This is a genomic window from Thioclava nitratireducens (genome assembly GCF_001940525.2).
Lineage (GTDB): Bacteria > Pseudomonadota > Alphaproteobacteria > Rhodobacterales > Rhodobacteraceae > Thioclava > Thioclava nitratireducens.
In genome coordinates this window covers 2,201,524-2,227,562 of record NZ_CP019437.1, presented here as the reverse complement: position 1 = coordinate 2,227,562, position 26,039 = coordinate 2,201,524, and the positions used below count along the sequence as shown (strand labels likewise).

Below are 26,039 nucleotides of genomic sequence, written 5' to 3'. Positions count from 1 at the left end.
GGCCAAATCGGCGCAGCTCCCTATGCTCGCGCTTCGAATAGATCCGACTCTCGGAAAGTCCCCCAGAATGTCCCACATCTCTGACGCGCCCCGGGCGCGCACGCCCCTTTCGCTGCCCGAACTGACGGTTATGCTCGCCTCCTTGATCGCGACGGTCGCCTTCTCGATCGACGCGATGCTGCCGGCACTGCCGCAGATCGCGGCAGAGTTGAGCCCCGACGCGGTCAACCGTGCGCAGCTGGTGCTGACCGCCTTCGTGCTGGGCATGGGCGTGGGCACGCTGTTCGCCGGGCCGATCTCGGATGCGCTGGGGCGGCGCAAGACCATCGCGGGGGGGATTGCGATCTACATGGTCGGTGCCTTCGTCGCCGCCCATGCGCAAAGCCTCGAAGCGCTTCTGGCGGCGCGGGTGCTGCAAGGGATCGGCGCATCGGGTCCGCGGATCACGGTGATGGCGCTGGTGCGCGACCTATTCGCCGGGCGCGAGATGGCGAAGATCACCTCATTCATCATGATGATCTTCATCCTCGTGCCGGCCGTCGCCCCCTCGATCGGCCAACTGGTGATCGCTCTCGCGGGCTGGCGCGGCGTATTCTGGGCCTTCATGGTCTTCGGCTGCGTCGGCGTGAGCTGGCTGATGATCCGCCAACCCGAAACGCTCGCTCCCGAGGATCGCCGACCGCTGAGCGTATCCAAGCTGCGCGCCGCGGCGCTGGAGGTGATCACCCATTCGGATGTGCGTCTCTATATCGTGACGATGACGCTGGGCTTCGGGCAGATGTTCGGCCTGCTGTCCACCGCGCAGCAGCTTTACGCGGCGCATGGCGTCACCGACACCTTCCCGATGTGGTTCGCGATCGGCGCGCTGCTCGCGGGCTCGGCCACGATCTTCAACGCGCGCTACGTGATGCGGCTGGGGATGCGCAAGATCGTCAAGGGGACCTATATCTCCCAGGTGGCGATCTCGACGGTGATGCTGGTGCTGGTGCTGCTCGGGTTCACTGACGGCGCGGCGGGTTTCCCGTTCATCTTCATCTACTCCGTCTCGGTCTTCGCGATGGCGGGCCTGACCTTCGGCAATCTCAACGCGCTGGCGCTGGAACATATGGGCCATATCGCGGGCATGGCGGCCTCCATCGTGTCGGCGATTTCGACCGTCGGCGCGGTGATCATCGCAGCCCCGGTGGGCCTGTCCTTCAACGGCACTGCGTTGCCGATGGTGATCGCGACGCTGACCTGCTCGAGCCTCGCCTGGTGGCTGATCCGCAAGACGCAGGAAACCGGCTGACGGGGCTTTACGCGCAGGTGCAAAAGCTACATATGCGCGCATCGCCCTTGTCACGGAGCCTCACCGATGTCGTCGCCCTATGCCCGCCCCGGGTTCTATGATGAGGCGCTCGCCAAGGGACGCCACCGCGACATCGTGGGCGGCCGCTGGGACGAGACGGGCCGCGCGCAGATGGCCGCGCTTCTGGATCACGGGCTGCGGCCCGATCATGTCCTTCTCGATATCGGTGCGGGGGCGTTGCGGCTGGGCTGCAAGGCGGTGCCCTATCTGGAGCCCGGCCATTACTGGGCCACGGATGCCTCGCGCGCACTGATGCTTGCGGGCTATGCGGCGGAGTTGGAGGCGCGCGACCGGCTCGATCCTATGCAGCTGGTCGAAGACGCGGATTTCGGTTTTGATGGCGTGACGGACACGATCACCCATGCCATCGCTTTCGGTGTCTTTCCGCATCTGGAAAGCGACGCGATTGCACATTGCTTCAACGGCTTGCGGCGCTTTGCTCAACTGGAGTGCCTGCTACTGACGGTATTCCTCGCCCCCGAAGGCGCTACGATCCACCGACAGAACGACGGCGTCGTCACCCACGCGACCCGCGCGCCCTATCACCTTTCGGAAGCCGCGCTCTACGCGATGGCGGAGGCGGCTGGCTGGCGCCTTATCCGCGACGACCGGATGCTGCCGCGCGGACAGGTGATGTTCCGCGCGGAGCCGCTCAGGCCTTCGTCTTCTTCGCCTCGATAACCTTCGAGGCCAGATCGCGGGCGATCGCAAAGGCGCCCTTGATCTTGTCCTTGTCGTTCTTCCAGTCGCGGCGAATGACCAGCTTGTTGTCCTTTACCTTGGCCAGATCGCGCTGTGCAGTCAGGAATTCCACGAGCCCCTGCGGGTTGGGGAACTTGTCGTTGTGGAACTGGACGGTCGCGCCCTTCGGCCCGGCGTCGAGCTTGGCGATCATCGCGCGTTTGCACATCGCCTTGATCCGGACGACCAGCAGCAGCGTGTTGACCTCTTTCGGCAGTTCGCCAAAGCGGTCGATCAGCTCGGCGGCGAACCCTTCCAGCTCGACCTTGGTGGTCAGGCTCGACAGGCGACGATAGAGACCGAGGCGCACGTCGAGATCGGGGATGTAGCTCTCGGGGATCATCACCGGCACGCCGAGATTGATCTGCGGCGACCAGTCGCCATCCGCCGTCTCGGTCAATTCGCCCGATTTCAGCTTCGAGATCGTCTCTTCCAGCATCGACTGATAGAGCTCGTAACCCACCTCGCGGATGTGTCCCGACTGTTCCTCGCCCAGCAGGTTGCCCGCGCCGCGCAGGTCCAAGTCCTGGCTCGCAAGGTTGAACCCGGCCCCGAGGCTGTCGAGCGAGCCCAGCAGACGCAGCCGTTTCTGCGCTTGTGGCGTCAGCGGCATGCGCGGCTTCGTCGTCAGGTAGCAATAGGCCCGTGTCTTCGCGCGGCCTACCCGGCCCCGTATCTGGTAAAGCTGGCTGAGGCCGAACATGTCGGCGCGATGAATTACCATCGTGTTCGCGGTCGGGATGTCGAGGCCACTTTCGACAATCGTCGTCGCCAGCAGAACGTCGTATTTGCCGTCGTAGAAGGCGTTCATCCGGTCGTCCAACTCGCCCGCGGCCATCTGCCCATGCGCCACGAGATATTTCACCTCCGGCACGTGGGTTTGCAGAAATTCCTCGATTTCGGGAAGATCGGAAATTCGCGGCACGACATAGAAGCTCTGCCCGCCCCGGTAATGCTCGCGCAGAAGCGCTTCGCGCACGGTGACCGTGTCGAATTCGGAGACATAGGTACGGATCGCAAGTCGGTCGACGGGCGGTGTGCCGATGATCGACAGGTCGCGCACCCCGGTCAAGGAGAGTTGCAGCGTGCGCGGGATCGGCGTCGCGGTCAGCGTCAGCACGTGGATCTCCGAGCGCATCTCTTTCAGGCGCTCTTTGTGCTGCACGCCGAAATGCTGCTCCTCGTCGATGACCAGCAGACCGAGATTGGCGAATTTCACCGATTTCGCCAGAACCGCATGGGTGCCGATCACGATATCGACCGTGCCGTCGCGCAGCCCCTCGCGGGTCTTCGTAGCCTCCTTGGCGGAGACGAAGCGGCTGAGCGGTTTCACATTCAGCGCGGTGCCCCGGAAGCGTTCGGCGAAGGTCTTGTAATGCTGGCGCGCAAGCAGCGTCGTCGGCGCGATCACCGCGACCTGCATGCCCGATTGCGCGGCGACGAAGGCCGCGCGCATCGCGACCTCGGTCTTGCCGAAGCCCACATCGCCCACGACGAGACGATCCATCGGCGTGCCCGATTTCAGATCGTCCACCACATCCTCGATCGCGCTCATCTGGTCGTCGGTCTCGGTATAGGGGAAGCGCGCGGCGAAGCTTTCCCACTCGTGATGCGGCGCTTCCAGAATGGGTGCGTGACGCAGGTGACGCTCTGCCGCGATCCGCATCAGCTTGTCGGCGATCTGGCGGATGCGTTCCTTCAGCTTGGCCTTCTTGGCCTGCCATGCGCCCCCGCCAAGCTTGTCGAGCAAGCCCTCCTCATGGCCGTAGCGGCTGAGCAGTTCAATATTCTCGACTGGCAGATAAAGGCGATCCCCGCCCGCATATTCCAAGAGCACGCATTCATGCGGCGCGCCAAGGGCCGTGACCGTCTCCAGCCCCTTGTAACGGCCCACCCCGTGATCGACATGGACGACCAGATCGCCGGGCGAGAGCGTCGTGTGTTCGGTCAGGAAGTTCTCGGCCTTGCGCTTGCGCCGCGGCTTCGAGACGAGCCGTTCGCCCAGCACGTCCTGTTCCGAGATCACGGTCATCTCGCCGCCGTCACGCGGGGCTTCGAACCCTTCGTCGAGCGGCCAGACCGTGAGGTTCACCCCCGGTCCGATCTCGCGCGCCGATCCGATCAGCTTCGCGCCGATCACGCCCTCGTCTTCCATCAGGCCCTTGAGGCGCTCACGTGCCCCCTCGGACCACGAGGCGATCACCACGGGACCATCGGCCAGACGCGCTTGAACATGGTCTTTCAACGCGCTGAACAGGCTGACGTTTTCCACCTTGCGCTCGGGCGCGAAATTGCGCCCGACGCGCCCGCCCGCATTCAGGATCCCGGGTCCGGGCGGTGCCGGGATCACCTGCAGGCGCAGCACGCGAAGCGGTTTCAACACCGCCTCCCAACTCTCTGGGTTCAAATACAAAAGCTGCGGCGGCGCGGGTTTGTAGACGGAGTCCAGCCGGTCGCGCCGGGTCATCGCTTCGCGCCGCGTGTCATACTGATCCGCGATGCCTTCCCAACGGCTTTCCTGCTGCGCCGCGATCTGGTCGTCGAGCATCACCGACGCATCGGGCAGATAGTCGAAGATGGTCTCGAGCTTTTCATGGAAGAAGCCCAACCAATGCTCCATCCCCGCCTGTTTGCGCCCTGCCGAAACCGCCTCGTAAAGCGGGTCTTCCGCACCACCCGAGCCGAATTCGATCCGGTAATTCTGCCGGAAGCGCGTGATCGCTGCCTCGTCGAGGATAACCTCGGAGACCGGCGCCAGCTCCACGCCTTTCAGTTTCTCGGTCGTACGCTGGCTGACCGGGTCGAAGCCACGCGCGTCGTCGAGCACATCGCCGAACAGATCGAGCCGCACCGGACCGCCCTCGCCGGGCGGGAAGATGTCGATGATGCCGCCGCGGATCGCGTAATCTCCGGGCTCGGACACGGTCGAGGCCTGCGAGAAGCCCATCCGGACGAGGAATTCGCGCAACGCCTGCTCGTCGATCCGCTTGCCGACCTGCGCGGTGAAGCTCGCGCCCGCCAGAACCTCGCGCGCGGGCACGCGCTGCATGGCAGCCGAAAGCGTCGTCAACAGAACGAACGGCCCGGGCATCCCCGAAGCCAGCGCGGCCAACGTCGCCATCCGCGTGGCGGAGATATCGGCATTGGGCGAGACGCGGTCGTAGGGCAGACAGTCCCAGGCCGGGAAGTCCAGCACCGTCGCCTCGGGCGCAAAGAACGCAAGTGCCCCGCGCATGGCCGCCAGACGGCGATCGTCGCGCGCGACATGGATGACCGACTTGCCCTTGGCAAGTTCCTTGGCCAGCAAGGCGGCGTCGAACCCTTCCGGGGCGCCCGAGAGAAGAAAATGCTCCATAGCCAAGCGAGGTATCCGGCCTGTCTCCGGTGTCAAGTTGCTTCGCGCGTCAAACCAGCATCGAGGCGAGAAGGTTCTGATACATTCCCCAGAGCGCGCTCACGATGATCGCGACCACGCCGATCGCCTGCACGTTCACCCGGTGGCGCGAGAGTGCCTTGATCGCAATCGCCGGGTCATGCGCAAGCGTGGGCTCTGCATCGAGTTTATGCGCCAGTCGCAGGCTCAAGCCGAACACGGCCATCATCGGCACCAGCAGCAGAGCGAAAGCCTGCGCCGTCTCCGAGCCGTAGATGAACCCGGTGATGATGAGAAAGCTCAACATGAAGGGGATGGTGATCGACATCGAGAACCCGGCATCGCGCCGGATGCGGTTCAGCCGCCGTGCGCTCAGCGCCGTCATCGCGGCCAGATCCTGACCCGCGTCGCCGCCCTTGCGGCGCGCGCGGATCACCATGTCCCACGGCACGCCCAACACCCAATGCGAGGCCGAAGACCAGACTGCGGCCAAGGCGATCCAATACCACAGGTTGGAAAAGCTGCGCAGGTCGATCAGCCGCGCGATCGTGTCGAAAACTTCCAAGCCCCTCGCCCTCGTTCTTCCGGGTCGTCGTGTCGCGCCCCCTCCTGACGATGCATAGACCAGCCCAGCCCCGAGCGGAAGCCCGCGCGGATCTGCCGCGCTTGCCTGTTACATCGATCCGTGGCACCCATTTTGCCCGAGCCAGAGGAGCCAGCCGATGAACCCGATCCTTCCGCCCTTCCCCCACACCCGTTTGCGCCGGATGCGCCGCACTGCAGCGCTTCGCGATCTGGCACAGGAACACCGGTTGAGCGTGAAGGACATGATCTGGCCGATCTTCATCACCGACGTGCCGGGCGCGGATGTCGAAGTGCCCTCGATGCCGGGCGTCGTGCGCCGCACGCTGGAGGGTGCGGTGCGCGCCGCCGAAGAGGCCGCAAAGCTTGGCATCCCAGCGATCTGCCTCTTTCCCTATACCGATCCGGCAGTGAAGACCGAGACCTGCGAAGAGGCCTGGAACCCCGAGAACATCACCAACCGGGTGATCCGCGCGATCAAGGCAGAGGTGCCCGAGATCGCGATCATGACCGATATCGCGCTCGACCCCTACAATGCGAACGGCCATGACGGGCTGGTGCGCGACGGGGTTATCCTCAACGATGAAACCGTTGAATGTCTTGTGAAAATGGGGATCGCGCAGGCCGAAGCCGGGGCCGATATCCTCGGGCCTTCGGACATGATGGACGGGCGCATCACGGCGCTGCGCTCGGCGCTCGAAGGCGCGGGTCATTCGGACGTGACGATACTCAGCTATGCCGCGAAATATGCCTCCGGCTTCTACGGGCCGTTCCGCGACGCGGTCGGTGCCACCGGTGCGCTCAAGGGCGACAAGAAGACCTACCAGATGAACCCCGGTAATTCCGACGAGGCGATCCGGCTGGTCGCGCGCGATCTCTCCGAGGGCGCGGATATGGTCATGGTGAAGCCGGGGATGCCCTATCTCGACATCTGCCACCGCGTGAAAGAGCAATTCGGCGTACCGACCTATGCCTATCAGGTGTCGGGCGAATACGCGATGATCATGGCGGCGGTGAAGAACGGCTGGCTCGACCACGAGAAGGTCATGCTCGAAAGCCTGATGAGCTTCCGCCGCGCGGGCTGCGATGGCGTGCTCACCTACTTCGCGCCGGAGGCCGCGAAACTGCTCGGTAACGGCTGAGCAGGGTCTTGCCACTTCGGCGTGAATTGGCTCAAGAAGAAGTGACAAAGCGGGTTCCCTCGTCTATTAATTGTGCCAAGCGGTCGTAATAAGACCAATCAGCCCGGCGCGAGATCGGGCATATCGAGCGGAGCGACAGACATGACGAAACTTTCCAGACGGACCCTTCTGGCGATGGGCGGTGCGGGGCTCGGCCTTGCGGCCTGCGGCAACGGCGTGGGCAGCGCAGGCAGTGCCAAGCTGGACGCGCGGGTCGACGCCACACGGAACTACCTTCTGACGAAATATCCCGGCACCCGCGATCTCGAGAACAAATCGGTGGGCGTGCTCTGGATGCCGCTGATGACCGAGGCGGGCTTCGGCGTAGGTGGGGCTTTCGGGCGCGGCGCATTGCGGATCAACAACGTGACGGTCGATTACTACGCGGCGGCAGCGGCGAGTTTCGGTCTGCAGATCGGCGCACAGCAATATGCCCATGCCCTGTTCTTTATGACGCCCGAGGCGCTGTCCAGCTTCCGCCGCGGCGATGGCTGGCAACTGGGCGCGGATGCGCGCTACGCGGTGCCGGATCAGGGCGGCGCGATTTCGGCCTCCACGCTGACCTCGACCGCGCCGATCATCGCGCTGGTCTTCGGCCAGGCCGGTCTGATGGCGGGCGCGACGCTCGCGGGCACCAAGTATACCCGGATCATTCCGTAAAATCTGCCGCTTAGACTGCTTCCTTAAAGCCAAACATAAAGAAAGCCCCGCAGATTGATGATCTTGCGGGGCTTTTCATGATTGCGGGCGCATAACGGATCAACCGCCGAGGATCACCCGCACATAGTTGCGAGTCTCGCGATACGGCGGAATGCCGTTATGTTTCGCGACCGCCTCCGGCCCAGCGTTATAGGCCGCGAGCGCCAGCCGCCAGCTTCCGAAGCGATCATACATCATCTTCAGGTAGCGCGCGCCGCCCTCGAGGTTCTGCGCCGGATCGCGCGGGTTCACGCCCAGTTTCGCGGCGGTCGCGGGCATCAGCTGTGCCAGCCCCATCGCCCCCTTGTGCGAGCGCGCCTGCGGGTTCCAGCCGCTCTCCTGCTGTACGAGCCGCAGAAACAGGTCGGTCGGGATGCCGTGGCGCGAGGCCACCGATTTCGCGGTGTTGATATACTGGCCGCGATACTTGCCGTTGTAGCGTGGAACGCTCTCGGCACTGGCCGTCTGGGTCAGCTTGCCGCCGGGTCGCAGCCGCGAGGAATGTTCGTATTGCTGGGCTGCGCGCGTGTCGAGGATGTTGGTCTGGTTTCGGAACAGCATCGCACGCGATTTCGAAGAGTTACCCTGGAGCCTCAGCCCCTCTGCCTGGGCGCTCATCGGGCCCGTCATCACCGTTGCCGCGGCAATCGCCGCAAGCCCGAGAATTCCGATCGTCCTACGCATCGGCCCCTTACCATTCACTGTCCATATTTTCGGGGCCAAACTATAAAGAAATCGGCAAAAAGTTAAAGGAAAACGCCGAATGCCTCGGCAATCTCCCGCCGACTCGCTTCCCTAACGTCAGATTGCGCGTGCCTGTTGCGCTTTCGCATCAGCCTTGATGGGGCCGTGAAACAGCTCCTCCACGAAGATCGAGACAAGCTGGGAGCGGCCCGAGACCCCCGCTTTGCGGTAGACTGAATTGAGGTGGGATTTCACCGTCGCCTCGCTCGATCCGCGAAAGGAGGCGGTCTCCGAGACCGAGAACCCTTTGATGGTGAAGGCCGCCACATCGGCCTCTGCGGGCGTGAGCCCCCATTGGTCAAACTGCGCGCCCATCATCTCGGCCATCGCGCCCTGTGCGGCCCCGATGGTGCGATCCGCGCGCGCCTGACGGCGCAGGAGCGCCCAGAGCACCGTCGCCTCAACGACGATCCCCGCGATAAGGCCGAGATTGGCGAACAGCTCCATGTTGAGATCCACCGTGAACCGTCCGGCTTCGCGGATGTCGTTGAACACGTCTGCCACGAAGAGAGCGGCACAGGCCGTCTGGAATAAGATGAGGGCGACCAATGCGCCCTCTTTCGTCCAGACCGAGACTCGCGCTCGCGATATCGCCATGGGCGTTTACCCTCTGTTGCTGCGGAACACCTTCTTACCGGTGATCATCGCGCGCGCAAGGTTCACGCGCAACCGACGGCTCTCAAAGACGACGGCGGCGATATGGGCGGCGATCGAAACCTCGGCCCAGTTGACGGCCAGTTCATGCACTTCCTTGGGCCATTTCACGCCCCAATAGGCGTCAGTCGTCATCAGGTAGCCCGAGCCCGCGATGACCAGAAGCGTGATCAAAAGATTGTAGATCATCAGCGCGCCGAGTGGCGAATGGCCCAGATGCGCGTGCCGCCGCCCCGTCGCCATATCGCGCAGCTGCGTCAGCGCGCCGGTGGGCGATGGCGGGAAATCCTTGAACTTCGCATGACGCGTCCCGAACACCCCCCAGAGGATGCGCGCGATCACGAGCCCCGCGACCGTGTAGCCGATCCAGTGATGCAGATCGTTCTTCGGCGAGGTGAAGAAGGCGTTGGCGGTAAAGAGGCCCGCGATCGACCAGTGGAACACCCGGACGAACGGGTCCCAGACGCTATGCGCGCCAACGGGCGGCGGTTCTGCGTGAGACGTTTCATGCGACGGAAGATCGGTAAAGCTCGCGTCTTCGATGGCCATGATCGGGCCCTCCTGCTGCTTTCGGGAAAGACTGGCGTGAAGAGGACGGGCCGATCGTGCCGGCCCGTCCCCGAGGATCGGATCAGTTGCTGTCCGAACGCTTCACCTGCTTGAGGTTCGAGTCGAAGAAGAGTTTGGCGCGCTTGCCGTCCTTCATCGCGTAAACCTCGATATAGCCGCCATCCGTTTCCATGCTGCGAACCTGGTATCCCTGATCTTTCAGCTCGGCTGCGAGCTTCTGCTCTTGTGCCGGGGCCACGTCGCCTTCGCCACCTTCGGCGAGTGCGGGGAGAGTGGAAGCAGCGGCAATCGTAGCGCTCGCGGCGATCAGCATCAGGTATTTCATGGGGTATCTCCTCATGGGATATGGGTTTGCTCGACCGGATCGGGCGGGGTCGTCCCCGGGTGCCGTCCGGCTCGTGCAGACCTGGGGCAAACCCGGACCGCCAGCTATCGACGCAAGGTTGGAAATGCGGTGCCGAAATCGCTCTCAAACCAAAGATGCACGCGGGATTTCGCCGCTTTCCGTCACGGTTGAGCGAAGCTTCGCCCCTAGGCTCCAGCGGGGCTCTGCTCTATACCCTTTGGGACCAATTCTAGAATCGCAGGCGGAGGCAATATGGCAGGCAGCGTCAACAAGGTCATTCTGATCGGCAATCTGGGGCGCGACCCAGAGGTGCGGACCTTCTCGAACGGCGGCAAGGTGTGCAACCTGCGCATCGCCACCTCCGAGACGTGGCGCGACCGCAATACCGGCGAGCGCAAGGAGCGCACCGAATGGCATTCGGTCGCGATCTTCTCGGAGCCGCTGGCGAAAGTGGCCGAGCAATATCTGCGCAAAGGCTCGAAGGTCTATATCGAAGGCCAGCTCGAAACCCGCAAATGGCAGGACCAGAACGGTCAGGACCGCTACTCGACCGAGGTCGTGCTGCGCCCCTATCGCTCGGAACTGACCATGCTCGACGGGCCTGGCGGCTCGGGCGGCGGTCAGGGCGGCGGTGGCGGTGGCTACGGCGGCCCGTCCTCGGGTGGCGGCGGCTACGATGACGGCGGCGGCTATGGCGGCCCGTCCTCGGGCGGCGGCGGCGGCGGTGGCCGCTCGGATTTCGACGACGAGATCCCGTTCTAAGCCAGAAACAAGAAAGGCCCCCGGTTCGGGGGCCTTTGCTTTTTGAAGCTATCGGAATCCGGGGAAGTCGCGCGCCTGCGCCCTGCCCTTTATTTCGCGGCGGTTTCGCCATCCAGAAGCGGGCGCAGATCCGAGGCGATCACGCGCTCTGTCAGCGGTCCGGCAAAGCGATAGAGCACCTTGCCCGCGCCATCGATCACGAAAGTCTCGGGCACGCCGTAGACGCCCCAATTCAGCGCCATCTTCCCTTTCGGATCGGCCCCGAGTTCGGCGAAGGGGTTGCCCATCTCGCTGAGGAAACCCTGCGCCTTGGCGGTCTTGTCCTTGTAGTTGACCCCATAGATCGGAATGCCTTCGTCCGAGAGCGCTTCGAGGTTGGGATGCTCCACCCGGCAGGGCGCGCACCACGAGGCCCAGAAATTCACCAGCTTGACCTTGCCGTCCTTCAGATCGGCATCGGTGAAGGGTTTGAAATCGCCCAGCGGTTCGAGTTGCACCGGCGGTGCGGGCTTGCCCGCAAAGGCGGTGGGGATTTGCGTCGGATTCTCGCGCTGCATCCCCACATAAGCCGCACCAACAAATCCGACGACCACGATCAATGGCAATAGCATCAGCGGCTTAACCATGTGCGCCCCCTTTCCGGCGGGCCTCGGCCTCGGTCAGTTGACGTTTCACCTTCGCGCCCCGCATCAGCGAGACGACGACGATCAGCACCAGAAGCACGACCGTCGAGGCCCAGGCGATATTGACGGTGTAGGTGTAGGATTTGGTGGACGGGTCCACGAGGACGACGCCGCCCTCGGTGACGGTGCCGCCTTGTTCGGTCGTATCACTCATGCCATGCGCTCACGTTGCTGGATGGCGCCCAGACGGCGCGCGCGGACCTCGGTGCGGGTGCGGATCAGCACCAGCGCGAGGAAGAAGAAGATGAACCCGGCCATGCAGAGAAGCAGCGGGAACCAGTAGACATCCGCGATGTGCTGCTCGGAATCCATCGAGAGCGTCGCCCCCTGATGCAGGCCCTGGTTCCAGAAATTCGCCGCATAGCGCGAGAGCACCGCGAAGACCCCGCCGACCAGGCTGAGCACGCCGGTCAGATCGGCGGCCGTATCGGGGTTCTCGACCGCGGCCCAGAGCGCGATATAGCCGAGATAGAACAGGAACAGGATCAGGAACGAGGTCAGTCGCGGATCCCATTCCCACCAGGTACCCCACATCGGCTGGCCCCAGACCGCGCCGGTGATCAGCGCAATCAGCGTCATCACCGCGCCTATCGGCGCCGCGGCCTTGGCGGCCAGCGCCGAGACATGGTGGCGCCGGATCAGCCAGATCAGCGAGGTCACGACCATCATCACCCAGATGTTGATCGCCATCATCGCGGCGGGAACATGGACATAGATCACCTTCACCGAGCCGCCGAAATTCTCGGCGGCCGGGACGAAGAAATAGCCCCAGACCAGCCCGACGATCAGCGTGATCGCAGCAATTCCCACCGTCCAGGGCAGGACCTTGTCCGTGGTCTTCATGAATTTGACGGGGTTGGCGTATTCCCAGATCGACATCTTGTTGTTCTGCTCACCTTCTGGCCAGGTTGGCTCTTCCTATCATGGGATGCGCGCGGGAAGCCCTAGCGCAGATTGACGCGGATCGCGGCGGCCGAGGCGAAGGGCACGAGCGCGATCGTCGCCGCCGTGATCCCGGCGAGCATCAGAAGCGGTGTCTCGGTGTTCATCCCCTCGGCGCCACGGCGCACGAGCTCCGCCCCGAAGATGAGGGTCGGCACGTAGAATGGCAAGACCAGCAGCGACAACAAAAGTCCTCCGCGCTTCAGCCCGACGGTCAGCGCGGCCCCGAACGTGCCCAGAACCGAAAGCGCGGGCGTGCCCAGAAGAAGCGAAACCACCATCCAGACATGCGCCCCTTGCGGCAGATGCAGCAAGATCCCGAAGATCGGCGCCGCGACGACCAGCGGAAGCCCGGTCGTGATCCAATGCGCAAGCGCCTTGATCGAGACCACCCCTTCCAGCGGCACAGGCGCGGTGACCAGCAGATCGAGCGAGCCATCCTCGTAATCGAGCGCGAAGATCCGGTCGAGCGAGAGCAGGCAAGCCAGAAGTGCTCCGACCCACAGGATCCCCGGCGCGATCCGCGCGAGGATTTTCCCCTCGGGGCCGACGCCGAAAGGCACCAGCGTCACCACGATCAGGAAAAACGCGAGCCCGAGCCCGAAGCCGCCACCTGCGCGTACCGCGAGGCGCAGGTCTCGCATCAGAAGTGCGATCATGTCCGGCCTCCTGCGCGAGCCAAGGGGGCGCTGCCCCCTTCGCGGCTGCGCCGCTCATCCCCCGGGATATTTCGGCCAAGCCGAAACAACGCGCAGCTGCCTTCGCCTTGGTTCAAATATCCCCGCCGGAGGCTCCCGACCGCGCCTATAGCGCGCCGCGCGATCATAGGAAAGCCTCGTCGAAGGCGCCCTGCATCCCGCCCTCTTCCGGCATCTTGGCCTTGAAGGGCGTCAGGTCGAGGACCTTCGCCTCGTCCAGCCCAAGATCGATATGGGTCGCGATCAGCGCCGCTCCGCCGCCCGCGAGATGGCCGCGCACGGCCTCGGCGAACAGCGCGACGGAGGCCGTGTCGAGCGAGACGGTCGGCTCATCCAGCACCCAGATCGGGCGCCCGGTCACCAGAAGACGCGCAAGCCCGAGGCGGCGTTTCTGCCCCGCCGACAAGCTATGCGCAGGCCGTGTCTCGAGGCTTTTGAGATTCATCCGCGCCAGTGCCGGCTCGATATCGCGGGACGCATAGACCGACGCCCAGAAGCCGAGGTTCTCGCGCACGGTCAGCGTCGATTTCAGCCCGTCGGAATGGGCGGCATAGGCCATGCTTTCCGGCGGCACCGAGACTGTCCCCGCCAGCGCCGGTTGCAGCCCCGCCAAGGTGCGCAGGAGCGTCGTCTTGCCGACCCCGTTGGGACCGCGCAGCACTAGCGCATGACCGGCGTCGAGCGTGAAGCTCAGGTCTTCCAGCACCGGAAGCCCCCCGCGCGACACTGCGAGCCCGTCGACCGACAGCATGCTCATTCAGGCGTCTCGGAGGCGTCGGGTTTTTCCGGCATCGCGATCAGCGCGCAGCCGACGCGGCGGCCTTCGGACAGCAGCACGTTATAGGTACGCGCCGCCGACGGCGTGGCCATGCCCTCGCACATTAGTCCCTCGGCCTCCAGTTCGGCCACGAGGTCCTTCGGCAGATGGGCGATCTCATCGCCGGTGCCGATGAACAGCACGTCGAGCTTTCCTGCGAGCGCGAGCAGCGGCGCGCGGTCGTCCAGACCGCCCCAGCTGCCCATCTCCTCTCCCGAGACCCAGATCGAGCCTCGCGTGACCTCTCCGGCGACGCGGAAAAATCCCGGCCCGTAACCGTCGATCGGCAGCGAGGCCCCGAAATTGGCTTCAGTCAGTAGCGACATCCGTTTTGTCGAAGAACTTCTCCGAGGGGTCCTTCTTCTCCTTGTTGCGGTCCAGCCCGATGAACAGGACGATGTTCTTTGCGACATAGACCGAGGAATAGGTACCCACGATCACGCCCCATGTCATCGCGAAGACGAAGTTGCGGATCACGTCGCCGCCCAGAACGAGCAGCGAAATCAGCGCCAGCAGCGTGGTGCCCGAGGTCATCACGGTGCGCGACAGCGTCTCGTTGACCGAGAGGTTCATCACCTCGCGCAGCGGCATCTTCTTGTATTTCACAAGGTTCTCGCGAAGACGGTCGAAGACGACGACGGTATCGTTGATCGAGTAGCCGAGGATCGTCAGCAGCGCCGCGATGATCGACAGGTCGAACTTGATCTGGAACAGCGCGAATATGCCCACGGTAACGGTCACGTCGTGGATCAGCGCCGCGACGGCGCCGACCGAGAACTGCCACTCGAACCGCAGCCAGATATAGACGAGGATCGCGGCGACCGCGGCCAGAACCGACCAGATCGCGGTCCAGATCAGCTCGCCCGAGACTTTCGGGCCGATCGACTCGGTCGCGACGATCTTGATGTCCTTGTTCACCGTTTTCAGCGAGTCCAGCACCTTGGCCTGGGTCTCGGGGCTGATCGCTTCCTGCCCGTCCTGCGCCTGGATGCGGATCGTGACGACCTTCTGATCGGCGCGGAAGTTGGGATCATAGACCTGCGTGATCAGCACGTCGCCCAGACCGAGCGGCGCGATGGCCGAGCGATAGGCGCCGATGTCGACCGGTTCGGTCTGGTCGGCCTCGGTGCGGATCGTGGTGCCGCCCCGGAAGTCGATGCCGAGGTTCAGACCCATGGTCAGCACGAGCACGATCGAGGCCAGCACCATGACGACGGAGAAGCCGAAGGTCGCGACCTGATGCTTGAAGAAGTCGAAGTTGGTCTTTTCGGGAACCAGTTTCAGACGGAATGCCATGTCTCGATCTCCCTTAAAGAACCAGTTCGCGGGGACGACGGCGCGCGAACCAGAGGCTCACGAACAGCCGCGTCACCCAGATCGCGGTGAAGACCGAGGTGATAATCCCGATCAGGAAGGTGACGGCGAAGCCCCGCACCGGGCCCGCGCCCAGCACGAAGAGGATCACCGCGGTGAGGAAGGTGGTCACGTTGGCGTCGATGATCGCCGACATCGCGCGCTCGTAACCCAGTTCGATCGCTCTGGCGGCTTTCGCCTTTTGCTGATTGCGCAGCTCCTCGCGGATACGTTCGAACACGAGCACGTTGGCATCGACCGCGGTCCCCATTGTCAGCACGATCCCAGCGATACCGGGCAGCGTCAACGTGCCGCCGATTGCCGACATGATCGCGAAGATCAGCGCGATGTTGATCCCCAGCGCCAGCGAGGCGAAGACGCCGAACGTGCCGTAGGAGGCGATCATGAAGACCACCACGAGCACCGCGCCCACGGCCGCCGCCATCTTGCCCGCGGCGATCGAATCCGCGCCGAGTTCCGGGCCGATAGTCCGCTCTTCGAGGAAATTCATCGAAGCAGGCAGCGCGCCGGCGCGCAGCAACAGCGCGAGATCGGTCGCCTCTTTCACCGTGAAGCGGCCGGTGATGATGCCCGAGCCGCCCGCGATATGCGATTGGATCGTCGGGGCCGAGATCACCTTCTTGTCAAGCACGATGGCGAAGGGCTTGCCGATATTGTTTTGCGTGTAATCGCCGAAGGTGCGCGCCGCGCTCGCGTTGAAGCGGAAGGCCACCGCCGGATAGCCGTTCTGATCGGTATCGGGGCGCGCGTCCGTCAGGTCCTCACCGGTCACGACCGGAACACTGTCGAGGATGTAGTAGAGGCCCTTCTGGTCGGCCGAGGGCAGGATTTCCTGATCCGAGCCCACGGCTTCATTCGGGTTCGAGCTGGTGCCGATCACCGAGTTGAAGGTCAGTTTCGCCGTGGTGCCGATCAGCTGCTTGATCTCCTGCGCGGAGCTCGCGCCCGGCACCTGAATCAGGATGCGGTCGGAGCCTTCGCGCACGATCGTCGGTTCACGGGTGCCAGCGGCGTCGATCCGGCGGCGCACGATCTCGAGCGATTGCTGCATCGTGCGGTCGTCGGTCGCGGCTTTCTCGGCATCCGAGAGCTGCACGATCAGCTGGTTGCCCTGGGTGGTGATCGCGAGCGTCTTCTGACCCACGCCGGTCAGCGAGGAGACCGGGTTGTTCAGCGTCTCGGCGATCTTCTGGGCTTCGGCGATCTGGTCGGCATTGCCGATCTGGATGCGCAGAACGCCGGGATCGGCGTTGAGCCGACGGATCGAGCCGAGCGTCCCGCGTTCGGCGGCGAGCGCCTTGCGGAACTCGGGCCAGAGGGCATCGACGCGGGCCTTGTAGACCTCGTCGACATTGACCTCGGCCAGAAGCTGCGCGCCGCCGCGCAGATCGAGACCGAGGTTCACGATGTCGGAAGGCAGCCAGTCGGGCCAGCCCGCGCGCGCGGCCTGCTGATCGGGCGTCAGGGCCTGGCCCTTCGCAGCGGCGGCAACGGCATCGTTATGCCCCTCCACCCGGTTGTAAAAGATGTTCGGCGCGGCAAAGACGAGCCCGATCACAACGACGATCAGGATCAGCACGCGCTTCCACAGCGAAATATGCAACATGGGGGACGGGCCTTATATGGCTTATTCGGAGGTCTTGGCGGGTTCGGTGCGCGAGAGAACCTGCACGATGGTCGATTTCACAACGCGGACCTTCACGCCCTGCGCGATCTCGACTTCGACTTCGCCGTCTTCTTTAAGATGGGTGACTTTGCCGAGGATACCGCCCTGGGTCACGACCTGATCACCGCGGCGCAGCGCCTCGAGCATCGCCTTGTGCTCCTTGGCTTTTTTCTGCTGCGGACGGATCAGCAGGAAATACATGATCACGAAGATCAGGATCAGGGGAAGGAACTGGCCGAACGCGGCGGCGGGGTTGCTGGCGCCACCGGCGGCCTGCGCGAGAGCGGGGGTCACGAACATGATCTATGGTCCTTTGTCATGGGCCTTGGGGGCATGACGCCCCGGTTGTCGGCGCGCACCCTATCCGTGGCCCTGAGGCTTGGCAAGGCGAAGCGGCCCCGGCACGCGCGTCCTCACGTCGCGTTGACGGGGCGAAAGAAGGCGCGCAGCGCCGGGTCGTCGCCCGGTCGCGACAAAGAGCAACGGAAACGGTGTGCGGCCCGCGTCGCGAAAGGGAGACACTCGACGCGGAAAGAGGGGCTCTGCCCCGTTCCTGCGGAGCGTCCCCGGAATACCTGCACCTAGGGGAAAGGGCACCCGGTGGCCTTCAGGCCAGCGGCAAGGCGCGCTCGGCCAGACGTGCGAGCAGCGATGCGCCCACCGGCGCCGCCTCGTCGTTGAAATCGAAGCGCGGATGGTGGAGCCCCGCCCCCTCGCCGGTGCCCATGAACAGATAGGCGCCGGGCCGCGCGGCCAGCATATAGGCGAAATCCTCGGCGCCCATTTCACGCGGAGCATCGGTGACCACGCGCTCGGGGCCCGCGATTTCACTTGCGACCTCCGCGGCGAAGCCGGTCTCGTCAGGGTCGTTCACGGTGGGCGGATAGCCACGTTCGTATTCGATCTCGACGCTGACACCGTGCGCCGCCGCGATACCTTCGCAGATCTCGTGGATCCGTTTCTCGGCCAGATCGCGGATTTCCGGCTCGAAGCAGCGAATCGTCGCAGTGAGAAAGCCGCTTTCGGGGATGATGTTGAGCGCGGTGCCCGCGTGGATCTGCGTTACCGAGATAACGAGCGCATCTCCCGCGCCCACGTTGCGCGCGACCACCGTCTGCAGCGAGGAGACGATCGCCGAGAGCGCCGGGATCGGATCGATGCAACCCTGCGGTGTCGCCGCATGGCCGCCGCGCCCCGTCACCGTCACGCGGACCTCGTCGACCGACGCAAGATAGGGACCGGGCGTGGTGTAGAAATGCCCGAAAGGCAGCCCCGGCGCATTGTGGATCGCGTAGACGCGCGAGATGTAGAAGCGCTCCATCACGCCGTCCTCGACCATCGCCTCGGCGCCGCCGCCGTCTTCCTCGGCGGGCTGGAAAATCAGCGCGACGGTCCCGGCGAATTTTCGGGTCTCGGCGAGATAGGCTGCCGCGCCCAGAAGCATCGCCGTATGCCCGTCATGCCCGCAGGCATGCATCTTGCCTGGGGTTTCCGAGGCATAGTCCGCATGGGTTTCCTCGGTGATCGGCAGAGCGTCCATGTCGGCCCGCAGGCCCACGGTCGGGCCCGCGCCCTGCCCCCTTATCAGCGCCACAATACCGGTCTCGGCGATGCCCTCATGGATCTCGTCCACCCCGATCTCACGCAGCCGGGCCGCGACATAGGCCGAGGTTTCGTGCAGCGCGAAGCGCAGCTCGGGATGGCGATGCAGCCAGTGCCGCCATTCGGTCATTTGCGGGCCGAGATCGGCGATACGGTTGAGAACGGGCATAGTGGACTTCCCCTTGCGGGCTGGTTAGGCCAGAGGCATTCGCATGGCAGGAGGCAAGCTGCAATGGCCAAACCCGACGATGCCCTGATCTTTGACGATACGGGAGACGCCGCGCATCAGTTCACCCGGCTGACCGCGATCATGGAATGCCTGCGCGATCCCGAGACCGGCTGCCCGTGGGATCTGGAGCAGGATTTTGCCTCCATCGCGCCCTACACGATCGAGGAAGCCCATGAAGTCGCCGATGCGATCGCGCGCGAGGCTTGGGCGGAATTGCCCGGAGAGCTGGGCGATCTCGCGCTGCAGGTGGTCTATCACGCGCAGATGGCGTCCGAGGACGGGCGTTTCGACATCTCCGATGTGCTGCGCGCGATCAACGCCAAGATGGTGGCACGCCATCCGCATGTCTTCGGGTCGGAGAGCCGCGAGAAATCCGCCGAACAACAGACCGCCGATTGGGAAGCGATCAAGGCGGCCGAGCGCAAGGCTGCAGGCAAATCCGAGCGTGTCGGTGTTCTGGACGGGGTCGCCTTGGGTCTGCCCGCGCTGACGCGTGCGATCAAGCTGCAGAACCGCGCGGCCCGTGTTGGGTTCGACTGGCCTTCGACCGACGAGGTTCTGGACAAGATCGTCGAGGAGGCGCGCGAGTTGGAAGAGGCGCGCGACGAATTGGGGCCGGAGGAACTGGCCGAGGAATATGGCGATCTGCTGTTCGTGATGGTCAATCTGGGGCGGCATCTGGGGCTGGACCCGGAGGCGTCCCTGCGCGCGGCCAATCTGAAATTCACCAATCGGTTCAATCATATCGAGCGCGAACTTGAAGCGCGTGGGAAAGCGCCCAAGGACAGCGATCTGGCCGAGATGGATGCGCTCTGGAACGACGCTAAGGCGCGCAAGATCAAGTGACGGAGGGGGCGCTGCCCCCGCGCATTCGCGCCCCCAGGGATATTTTCAGCAAGCCCGAAGAGACTTAGAGGAACGCTTTGCGCAGCATGTTCAGCGCGACGAGCATAAGAAAACCCGCGAAGACACGCTTGAGCTTCCTGGGATCGAGCTTATGCGCCAGCGCTGCGCCCAGGGGGGCGGTGAGCGTGGTCATCGCGATAACGATCAGGAAGGCGGGGATGTTGACCGCGCCGATCGAGTAAGGCGGCGCGTCGGGGACCGGGGTCAGCAGGAAGCCGATCGCCGAGGGCAGCGCGATGGTCACGCCGAAGCCTGCCGAGGTTGCGACCGCGCGGTGGATCGGGATGCCATGCAGCGTCTGCATCGGCGTACCGATCGACCCGCCCCCGATGCCCAGAAGCACCGAGAGGAACCCCATCAGCGGGCCGAACCACGCGCGGAAGATGCCACCCGGCAGCCCGTCCGAAATCCGCCAGCTCTGTTTCCCGAACATCATGTAGCAGGCGATCAGCAGCACCATGACCGCGAAGATGATCTGCATGGTCGAAGAGCGCAGTTGATGCACCACCAGCACCCCGATGATCGCACCGATGGCGATTGGGACGACCCATTGCTTGAGGATGTCCCAGTCGACCGCGCCCTTGCGGTTATGGGCCATGACCGAGCGGATCGAGGTCACGATGATCGTGGCCAGAGAGGTTGCGACGCAGACTTGCATAAGATCGCTCGACCCGTAGCCCAACCCGCTGAAAAGATAGAAGAACGCGGGCACGAGGACGATCCCGCCGCCGACGCCCAGAAGCCCCGCCAGAACGCCTGCGAACGCCCCCACTGCCATCAGGATCAGGACGAGCGGCGCGAGCGTAGCGAAATCGGGCATGTCGGGAAATCTCCTTGGGTTCCGCTCAGTTAACCCGTTCACGTACCGCTGACAACGCACTCTCGAAAAGTTCAACCCCGGCACCGTCGCGGGTCGCGCCTTCCGAGAGAATCTGCCGGAAGCGCCGCGCGCCGGGCTTGCCGTGGAACAGGCCCAGCATGTGGCGGGTGATCTGGTGCAGCCTGCCGCCGCGCTCGAGATGGCGCGCGATATAGGGGATCATCGCCTGCGCCACATCGAACGGATCGCGCGCCTCGCCCTGCCCCCAGATGCGCTGATCGGCGGCGCCGAGCACCTCCATCGGCTGGTGATAGGCCGCGCGGCCCACCATCACCCCGTCGAGCCCTTGCGCGAGTTCCGCCTCGGCCGCGGCGAGATCTTTGATACCGCCATTGATCGACAGGTGAAGCTGCGGATAGGCCGCCTTCATCGCGTGGACGAGCGGGTAATCGAGCGGCGGGATCTCACGGTTGTCCTTGGGCGAAAGGCCTTGCAGCCACGCTTTGCGCGCATGGATCGTGATCCGGGTCACGCCTGCGGCGGCGACTTTCTCGATGAATTCCGGCAGCACTTCCTGCGGGTCTTGGTCATCCACCCCGATGCGGCATTTCACCGTGACTTCAACCGGTTGCGCGGCGATCATCGCGGCGCAGCACTCCGCCACCAGATCGGGCGTCTTCATCAAGACGGCGCCGAAGGCCCCGGACTGCACGCGATCCGACGGGCAGCCGCAGTTGAGGTTGATCTCGTCGTATCCGAAATCCGCACCGACCTGCGCCGCCTCGGCCAGTTCCTTGGCATCCGAGCCACCCAGCTGCAGCGCCACCGGATGCTCGGCATCGTCGAACCCCAGCAGCCGCTCCCGGTCGCCGTGAATCACTGCGGGTGCGGTCACCATCTCGGTGTATAGCAGCGCATTGCGGCTGATCTGACGGTGGAAGTAGCGGCAATGGCGGTCGGTCCAGTCCATCATTGGGGCCACGCTTAGCCGCGCGGCACGGGCGAGCGCCAAAATCCCTTGTTTATTGGCGTTTTTCGATTCGGGCTTCATTCTGATTTGCTCCGATTTCGTCCGGTTTCGCGCGATTTTTCAAAAAAGTGCTACACCGTGTAGCACTCGAGAAGTGCGTGTAGCACCGCGCGCCTGCGATTTCCATGCGGCCATCTCCGGCTACAGGTTTGACCTCATTCGCCAAGCGCGCGGACCACCGCTAAGCCCATGAGAGAGACGGCATCCGATACGCCGCCACATCCCGAAAACCTCAAATAACAACTTAGTTCGAGGAACATCTCATGGGCTCGATCACCCAACGCAAGAGCAAGAAAGACGGAATCCGCTATACCGCTCAAATCCGCAAGAAACAGGGCGGGAAGGTCGTCGTCGATATCGCAAAAACCTTTGGGAAGAAGACGAGCGCCAAGGCCTGGATGCAGCGCATGGAGGCGGAGATCGAAAGCTACAGCAGCCTGGACGCGTTTGTGTCTGCGCGAAACGCCCGGAATGCCCGCGCTGATACGACAGGGATCGCGGTCATTGAAGCCTATCTGAAAGCGCATAGAGAAGAGCCGCAGAAGACCAAGCTTCAATATTTGAAGATGCTGAAGCGGTTTCCGATTGCAAAAAAGGACTGGCGCTTTCTGACGACAGCAGACTTCATCAAATTTGGAGAGGATCTTTTCAACGGCGTTCGTCCTGAACCGATCGACATCGATGCAGCTTCGACAGAAGACTTCATCGAGAAACCTCGCAAGCCACAAACGGTTGCAAACATTCTCTCTCACATGGGACCACTTCTGCAACACGGGGGCACCATCCTGGGCGAGAAGCTTCCTTATGAAGCCTTCTATGAAGCACGCGAAACTTTGAAATTTTTGGGGATAGTTTCGCGTTCAGGAAAGCGCGAGCGGCGACCGTCTCTTGACGAGCTCGACAAGCTCATGAAGTTCTTTTTCGAACGCAACCGCGCTGATAGCCGATGCGTTCCCATGCATCTGATCATTCTCTTTCAGATTATCGGCTGCAGACGCCTGAGCGAAACTACGCGCATGCGATGGTGCGACTATGAACACGAAAACGGTCAACTATTGATCCGAGACATGACCTGCCCCCCGCGGGATCCCTCAACGTAGTGTAGAGTCTGCGCCAACTCTGAAGGAGCAGACGAATGCGAAAAAGCCGTTTCACCGAGGCGCAGATTATTGGGATGATCAAGGAGCAGGAGGCAGGCATGCCGACAGCTGATGTGTGCCGCAGGCATGGCCTCAGCCCGGCGACCTTTTACAAGTTCAAGGCCAAGTATGGTGGCATGGAGCTCTCCGAGGCAGCCAGGCTGAAGGCGCTCGAAGACGAAAACGCCAAGCTCAAACGTCTGTTGGCCGACACCATGCTCGACAACGTGGTTCTGAAGGATCTGCTGGGAAAGAACTGACGACATTGACCAGGCGGCGAGAGGCGGCGCTCAGGGCGATGCGGGATCATGACATCTCGCAGCGTCGGGCCTGCCAGCTTGTCGGTGTCGACCCCAAGACGGTCCGGCGCACACGCCCGCCGGACTGCCCCGAGATCCGCGAGGAGATGAAGGAGATCGCCGGGAAGCGGCGCCGGTTTGGCTATCGCCGGATCGGCATCCTGCTTGAGCGCAAGGGCATGACCATGAACCACAAGAAGCTGTATCGGCTCTATCGCGAGGAAGGGCTATCGGTGAAGCGACGGCGTGGACGCAAGCGGGCTCGCGGGTCACGCACGCCGATGCCTGCGGCGGCGCATCCCAATGCGCGCTGGTCGCTCGACTTCCTGGCGGACAGCTTCGGCGCCTCGCGCAAGTTCCGTATTTTGGCCGTGATCGACGATTGTTGCAGAGAGAACCTGTGCCTGGTCGCCGATACCAGTATATCGGGCAAGCGTGTTGCCCGTGAACTCGATGCGCTGGTGCGGATCTACGGAAAGCCTGCTTGCATTGTCAGCGACAACGGGACGGAGTTCACCAGCCGGGCCATCCTGAGATGGGCCGACCAGAACGCCATTCCCTGGCACTACATCGACCCCGGCAAGCCGCAGCAGAACGCGTTCATCGAGTCCTTCAACGGAAGCCTGCGCGACGAATTATTAAACGAGGAGATCTTCGACACACTGGACGATGCCCGGCGCAAGTTGGCGCTCTGGCGCTACGACTACAACGCCGTCAGACCGCACTCGTCTCTGGGAAACCAGACGCCGCTCGAAGCGCGCCGGACGCTTGAGCAATTTGAGGGCTCCGCGCCCGGCGCGCTTGCCCACAACAACCGATCCGACTACCAATCTCAAACCTGCAGACTCTCGTTATGAACGAGGGCCCCAAGGGGGGCAGGTCACTTGGGGTGGGTATTTCATGCCGTCCTCTACTCAGCTGAAATCGTAATCACTGTAGTTAGTTAAGTGTAAATAATCGGTTAAAACGCCGAAAACTCCCGTGCAGCGAACCGGTGTTTCGACCCGAAGACTAATTTTGCAATACTTCACTGTATGACTGAGTGCGTCGCAATTCAGCGCTTGCGCGGTTTCGAGCTTGCGAAAGATCCCAGCGCGTGAAGCGAGCCGACGACAGTCCTCGATCCCTGTGGAGCCAAATGTGGCCATTCGCGGTGCTTGGCTCGAACGGCAGCTTAGGGCCGCGAATGCCAAGTTGCCCGCCATGTAGGCTGGCCCTGGCCGCTGCGGCGCCGCATGCGGATCTTGCGGCCATCCGGATGAAACGCACAGATGACTGGTCAGCGTCGAATGACCGGTCTGCAGCTGCTAAATGAGGGTGCGCTCCATGAAGTAGACATGGTTTCGCCATTTGTCCGGAAAACCCGTGGGATGCGGAATATCCGAGAAGCCGGCCGCTTCATACATCGCTCTCGCGTGAGTCAGCCAATTTGCAGAGGAAAAAAATACCTTGCGGTAGCCGTCTGCTATTAGCTGCTCAAACATGTGCTCCAGCATCTTCTGCCCAAGTCCGTGGCCCCGGCCGCTCTCGCTCACGAACATTCGATTGAACTCTGCGAGGCCTGCTTCCTTTGCCGCTTCACGATACATCACGCACCCAACGGCTTGCCCATCCACCGACCCGATGATGATGCCGCCACCGGGCCGCTCATGGAGCGTTGGCAATCTCTGCACAATCGCCTCGAATTTCATGGGGTCCATCGGGTTGTCGGCCCCGCGCGGCCAATCGCTCGGGTAGTGGCGCCAATGCCAATCCAGCCATTCCCGGCACAACTTCTGGGCAACTTCGAAATCACCAGGATCTTCTGCCATCCGAACCGAAACATCCGACATGCATGGCTCCTCGTCGGCCCATTTCAACTTTCGACGGTGCCGTTCTTGTTGCACGATGTCAACTTTGAGGCAGTCGTGCAGCGGAGTTCCACGACGTCGGATGGTGTGACGGGATTGTTCGCGAACGCGCCCAAACGCGGAAATGCGCACGTAGCGAGCATCAAGGCGGCAGAGGCGAACGGCAGCGGCGTCCGCTCAGCTGACCTCCGCCGGAACCAGTTTGCTGCGCAAGGGGCAGATGACCGGTTCGGTGACGCTGCGCCGCAGCGGTGCGCCTTGGGATCAATGGCCGGTTTGGGCCGACAGCGATCATAAGATATCTGCATCATGACGCCTATGGCTGTCGGGATTTCGCACCTTTTGGCGTCATTTGACGAGCTTTCGCAGATACGCTCTCGAACATAACCCCGATAAATGTTTGGAGGTGTCTGTGCGAAGGTCGCGCGTTGCTATCTGCTGTCGAGATTTGACGAAGTGCTTTGTGCGAAGCTTCCTCATGCTTCGAGTTCATCGTCGCAATCCCATTCGAACTCGAAGCCATGCCGATGAGCGAGCCATTCCTTTGCGTCGTGCGGATTTATTCGGACGGATCCAAACACACAACGCGTTGGAAGACCGTCCTCAATCCAGCGTTCAATCGTGCGGACTCCAAAACCGCACGCGTGTGCCAGCTCAGGTTTTGTCTTCAAGGGGGTTCGATAGCGTTCTCGCGACTCGCCTTTAGGGATGGGGCCGCGTTCGCAGGCCCAGACGTCCTCCCAGGTCAAACGAAGCGAACGATTGACCCGGCTCGCATGAAGGTCACCGGATTTGATACGGCGGGCTACCGTGGAATTTGACAATCCGTAGTGACGGGCGACTTGCTCGATCGTCAGCATCTTTCTCTCCCGATGTTCAAACAGGAAGGAGATAGACCCTTTCATGGCGCCGCCGAAAAACGCGCCTTAGCTATTTGCTCGGTCGAGGCTGTTGAATCAACAGGCAATCCCCAATCGAAATGCT

Annotated in this window: 28 protein-coding genes; 8 read left to right on the top strand and 20 right to left on the bottom strand. The window is 63.2% G+C overall.

From position 1 onward, the window contains the following. The first annotated feature begins 67 nt into the window (after positions 1-67). A complete protein-coding gene (locus tag BMG03_RS10680) occupies positions 68-1,288 on the top strand; it encodes a multidrug effflux MFS transporter (RefSeq protein ID WP_077701219.1) in 1,221 nt (406 codons plus the stop codon). A gap of 66 nt (positions 1,289-1,354) precedes the next feature. Beyond that, entirely contained in the window at positions 1,355-2,029 is a 675-nt protein-coding gene (locus BMG03_RS10675) for a class I SAM-dependent methyltransferase (protein WP_075774782.1), read from the top strand. Here BMG03_RS10675 and mfd read toward each other — a convergent pair. Beyond that, positions 2,001-5,444, bottom strand: coding sequence for a transcription-repair coupling factor (mfd, locus tag BMG03_RS10670; RefSeq protein ID WP_075774781.1), 3,444 nt, complete (start codon positions 5,442-5,444; stop codon positions 2,001-2,003). The genes BMG03_RS10675 and mfd overlap by 29 nt on opposite strands. A 49-nt stretch (positions 5,445-5,493) precedes the next feature. Beyond that, a complete protein-coding gene (locus tag BMG03_RS10665) occupies positions 5,494-6,027 on the bottom strand; it encodes a hypothetical protein (RefSeq protein ID WP_075774780.1) in 534 nt (177 codons plus the stop codon). 157 nt (positions 6,028-6,184) lie between these two features. On the opposite strand from BMG03_RS10665, the gene hemB reads away from it, so the two are divergent. Continuing rightward, entirely contained in the window at positions 6,185-7,186 is a 1,002-nt protein-coding gene (hemB, locus tag BMG03_RS10660) for a porphobilinogen synthase (protein WP_075774779.1), read from the top strand. A 141-nt stretch (positions 7,187-7,327) separates the two neighbouring features. Next, on the top strand, positions 7,328-7,885 hold the full coding sequence (locus BMG03_RS10655; RefSeq protein WP_075774778.1) for a lipid-binding SYLF domain-containing protein: 558 nt from the start codon (positions 7,328-7,330) through the stop codon (positions 7,883-7,885). Positions 7,886-7,984: 99 nt separating this feature from the next. Here BMG03_RS10655 and BMG03_RS10650 read toward each other — a convergent pair whose 3' ends face one another. From BMG03_RS10650 to BMG03_RS10635, 4 genes are all read right to left on the bottom strand, one after another. Then, positions 7,985-8,608 carry a lytic transglycosylase domain-containing protein gene (locus BMG03_RS10650; protein WP_075774777.1) on the bottom strand — a complete coding sequence of 208 codons (624 nt, stop codon included), beginning with the start codon at positions 8,606-8,608 and terminating at the stop codon, positions 7,985-7,987. A 117-nt stretch (positions 8,609-8,725) separates the two neighbouring features. Continuing rightward, positions 8,726-9,217, bottom strand: coding sequence for a helix-turn-helix transcriptional regulator (locus BMG03_RS10645; RefSeq protein WP_244270939.1), 492 nt, complete (start codon positions 9,215-9,217; stop codon positions 8,726-8,728). 54 nt (positions 9,218-9,271) lie between these two features. Continuing rightward, the gene (locus tag BMG03_RS10640; RefSeq protein WP_077701218.1) at positions 9,272-9,871 is read right to left on the bottom strand and encodes a cytochrome b/b6 domain-containing protein; all 600 of its coding nucleotides are present in this window, start codon (positions 9,869-9,871) and stop codon (positions 9,272-9,274) included. Between the two features lie 82 nt (positions 9,872-9,953). After that, on the bottom strand, positions 9,954-10,217 hold the full coding sequence (locus BMG03_RS10635; protein ID WP_075774775.1) for a PepSY domain-containing protein: 264 nt from the start codon (positions 10,215-10,217) through the stop codon (positions 9,954-9,956). Positions 10,218-10,490: 273 nt separating this feature from the next. Between BMG03_RS10635 and ssb the strand changes: the two genes are divergently transcribed. Then, positions 10,491-11,000, top strand: a complete 510-nt coding sequence (gene ssb / locus BMG03_RS10630) for a single-stranded DNA-binding protein (RefSeq protein WP_075774774.1) — start codon at positions 10,491-10,493, stop codon at positions 10,998-11,000. Between the two features lie 89 nt (positions 11,001-11,089). Here the strand turns inward: ssb and BMG03_RS10625 are convergent, their stop codons facing one another. From BMG03_RS10625 to BMG03_RS10580, 10 genes are all read right to left on the bottom strand, one after another. After that, positions 11,090-11,626, bottom strand: coding sequence for a DsbE family thiol:disulfide interchange protein (locus tag BMG03_RS10625; RefSeq protein ID WP_099049360.1), 537 nt, complete (start codon positions 11,624-11,626; stop codon positions 11,090-11,092). Continuing rightward, positions 11,619-11,837, bottom strand: coding sequence for a hypothetical protein (locus BMG03_RS21025; RefSeq protein WP_075774773.1), 219 nt, complete (start codon positions 11,835-11,837; stop codon positions 11,619-11,621). Before BMG03_RS21025 ends, BMG03_RS10625 begins: the two co-directional genes overlap by 8 nt. Continuing rightward, positions 11,834-12,562 (bottom strand): heme ABC transporter permease, encoded by a 729-nt coding sequence (locus BMG03_RS10615; RefSeq protein ID WP_075774772.1) that lies wholly within the window; start codon positions 12,560-12,562, stop codon positions 11,834-11,836. The genes BMG03_RS21025 and BMG03_RS10615 overlap by 4 nt, the downstream gene beginning before the upstream one ends. Positions 12,563-12,627: 65 nt before the next feature. Beyond that, the gene (gene ccmB / locus BMG03_RS10610) at positions 12,628-13,284 is read right to left on the bottom strand and encodes a heme exporter protein CcmB (RefSeq protein WP_075774771.1); all 657 of its coding nucleotides are present in this window, start codon (positions 13,282-13,284) and stop codon (positions 12,628-12,630) included. Positions 13,285-13,447: 163 nt separating this feature from the next. Next, entirely contained in the window at positions 13,448-14,080 is a 633-nt protein-coding gene (ccmA, locus tag BMG03_RS10605) for a heme ABC exporter ATP-binding protein CcmA (protein WP_075774770.1), read from the bottom strand. After that, entirely contained in the window at positions 14,077-14,466 is a 390-nt protein-coding gene (locus BMG03_RS10600) for an Mth938-like domain-containing protein (protein WP_075775103.1), read from the bottom strand. The genes ccmA and BMG03_RS10600 overlap by 4 nt, the downstream gene beginning before the upstream one ends. After that, entirely contained in the window at positions 14,450-15,436 is a 987-nt protein-coding gene (secF, locus tag BMG03_RS10595; RefSeq protein WP_075774769.1) for a protein translocase subunit SecF, read from the bottom strand. Before secF ends, BMG03_RS10600 begins: the two co-directional genes overlap by 17 nt. A gap of 13 nt (positions 15,437-15,449) precedes the next feature. Then, positions 15,450-17,120, bottom strand: coding sequence for a protein translocase subunit SecD (secD, locus tag BMG03_RS10590; RefSeq protein WP_075774768.1), 1,671 nt, complete (start codon positions 17,118-17,120; stop codon positions 15,450-15,452). A gap of 21 nt (positions 17,121-17,141) precedes the next feature. Continuing rightward, entirely contained in the window at positions 17,142-17,480 is a 339-nt protein-coding gene (gene yajC, locus BMG03_RS10585) for a preprotein translocase subunit YajC (protein WP_075774767.1), read from the bottom strand. Between the two features lie 307 nt (positions 17,481-17,787). Beyond that, a complete protein-coding gene (locus BMG03_RS10580; protein WP_075774766.1) occupies positions 17,788-18,951 on the bottom strand; it encodes a M20 aminoacylase family protein in 1,164 nt (387 codons plus the stop codon). A 63-nt stretch (positions 18,952-19,014) separates the two neighbouring features. Here BMG03_RS10580 and mazG point away from each other — a divergent pair, with 63 nt between their 5' ends. Beyond that, the gene (gene mazG, locus BMG03_RS10575) at positions 19,015-19,857 is read left to right on the top strand and encodes a nucleoside triphosphate pyrophosphohydrolase (RefSeq protein WP_075774765.1); all 843 of its coding nucleotides are present in this window, start codon (positions 19,015-19,017) and stop codon (positions 19,855-19,857) included. A gap of 64 nt (positions 19,858-19,921) precedes the next feature. Here the strand turns inward: mazG and BMG03_RS10570 are convergent, their stop codons facing one another. Continuing rightward, positions 19,922-20,737 carry a sulfite exporter TauE/SafE family protein gene (locus BMG03_RS10570; protein WP_075774764.1) on the bottom strand — a complete coding sequence of 272 codons (816 nt, stop codon included), beginning with the start codon at positions 20,735-20,737 and terminating at the stop codon, positions 19,922-19,924. A gap of 25 nt (positions 20,738-20,762) precedes the next feature. Continuing rightward, positions 20,763-21,788 (bottom strand): tRNA dihydrouridine(20/20a) synthase DusA, encoded by a 1,026-nt coding sequence (gene dusA, locus BMG03_RS10565; protein ID WP_075774763.1) that lies wholly within the window; start codon positions 21,786-21,788, stop codon positions 20,763-20,765. Positions 21,789-22,030: 242 nt separating this feature from the next. Here dusA and BMG03_RS10560 point away from each other — a divergent pair, with 242 nt between their 5' ends. Continuing rightward, on the top strand, positions 22,031-22,867 hold the full coding sequence (locus BMG03_RS10560) for a hypothetical protein (RefSeq protein ID WP_075774762.1): 837 nt from the start codon (positions 22,031-22,033) through the stop codon (positions 22,865-22,867). Between the two features lie 35 nt (positions 22,868-22,902). Continuing rightward, a protein-coding gene (locus tag BMG03_RS10555) for an IS3 family transposase (RefSeq protein WP_244270937.1) occupies positions 22,903-24,062 on the top strand; the annotation gives its coding sequence in 2 pieces (ribosomal slippage) (positions 22,903-23,152 and positions 23,152-24,062; 1,161 coding nt in all). A 450-nt stretch (positions 24,063-24,512) separates the two neighbouring features. Here BMG03_RS10555 and BMG03_RS10550 read toward each other — a convergent pair. Continuing rightward, positions 24,513-25,037 (bottom strand): GNAT family N-acetyltransferase, encoded by a 525-nt coding sequence (locus BMG03_RS10550; RefSeq protein WP_075776457.1) that lies wholly within the window; start codon positions 25,035-25,037, stop codon positions 24,513-24,515. A gap of 494 nt (positions 25,038-25,531) precedes the next feature. Further along, positions 25,532-25,915: a helix-turn-helix domain-containing protein gene (locus BMG03_RS10545; protein WP_075776612.1), complete on the bottom strand. Its 384-nt coding sequence runs from the start codon at positions 25,913-25,915 to the stop codon at positions 25,532-25,534. Between the last annotated feature and the right edge of the window lie 124 nt (positions 25,916-26,039).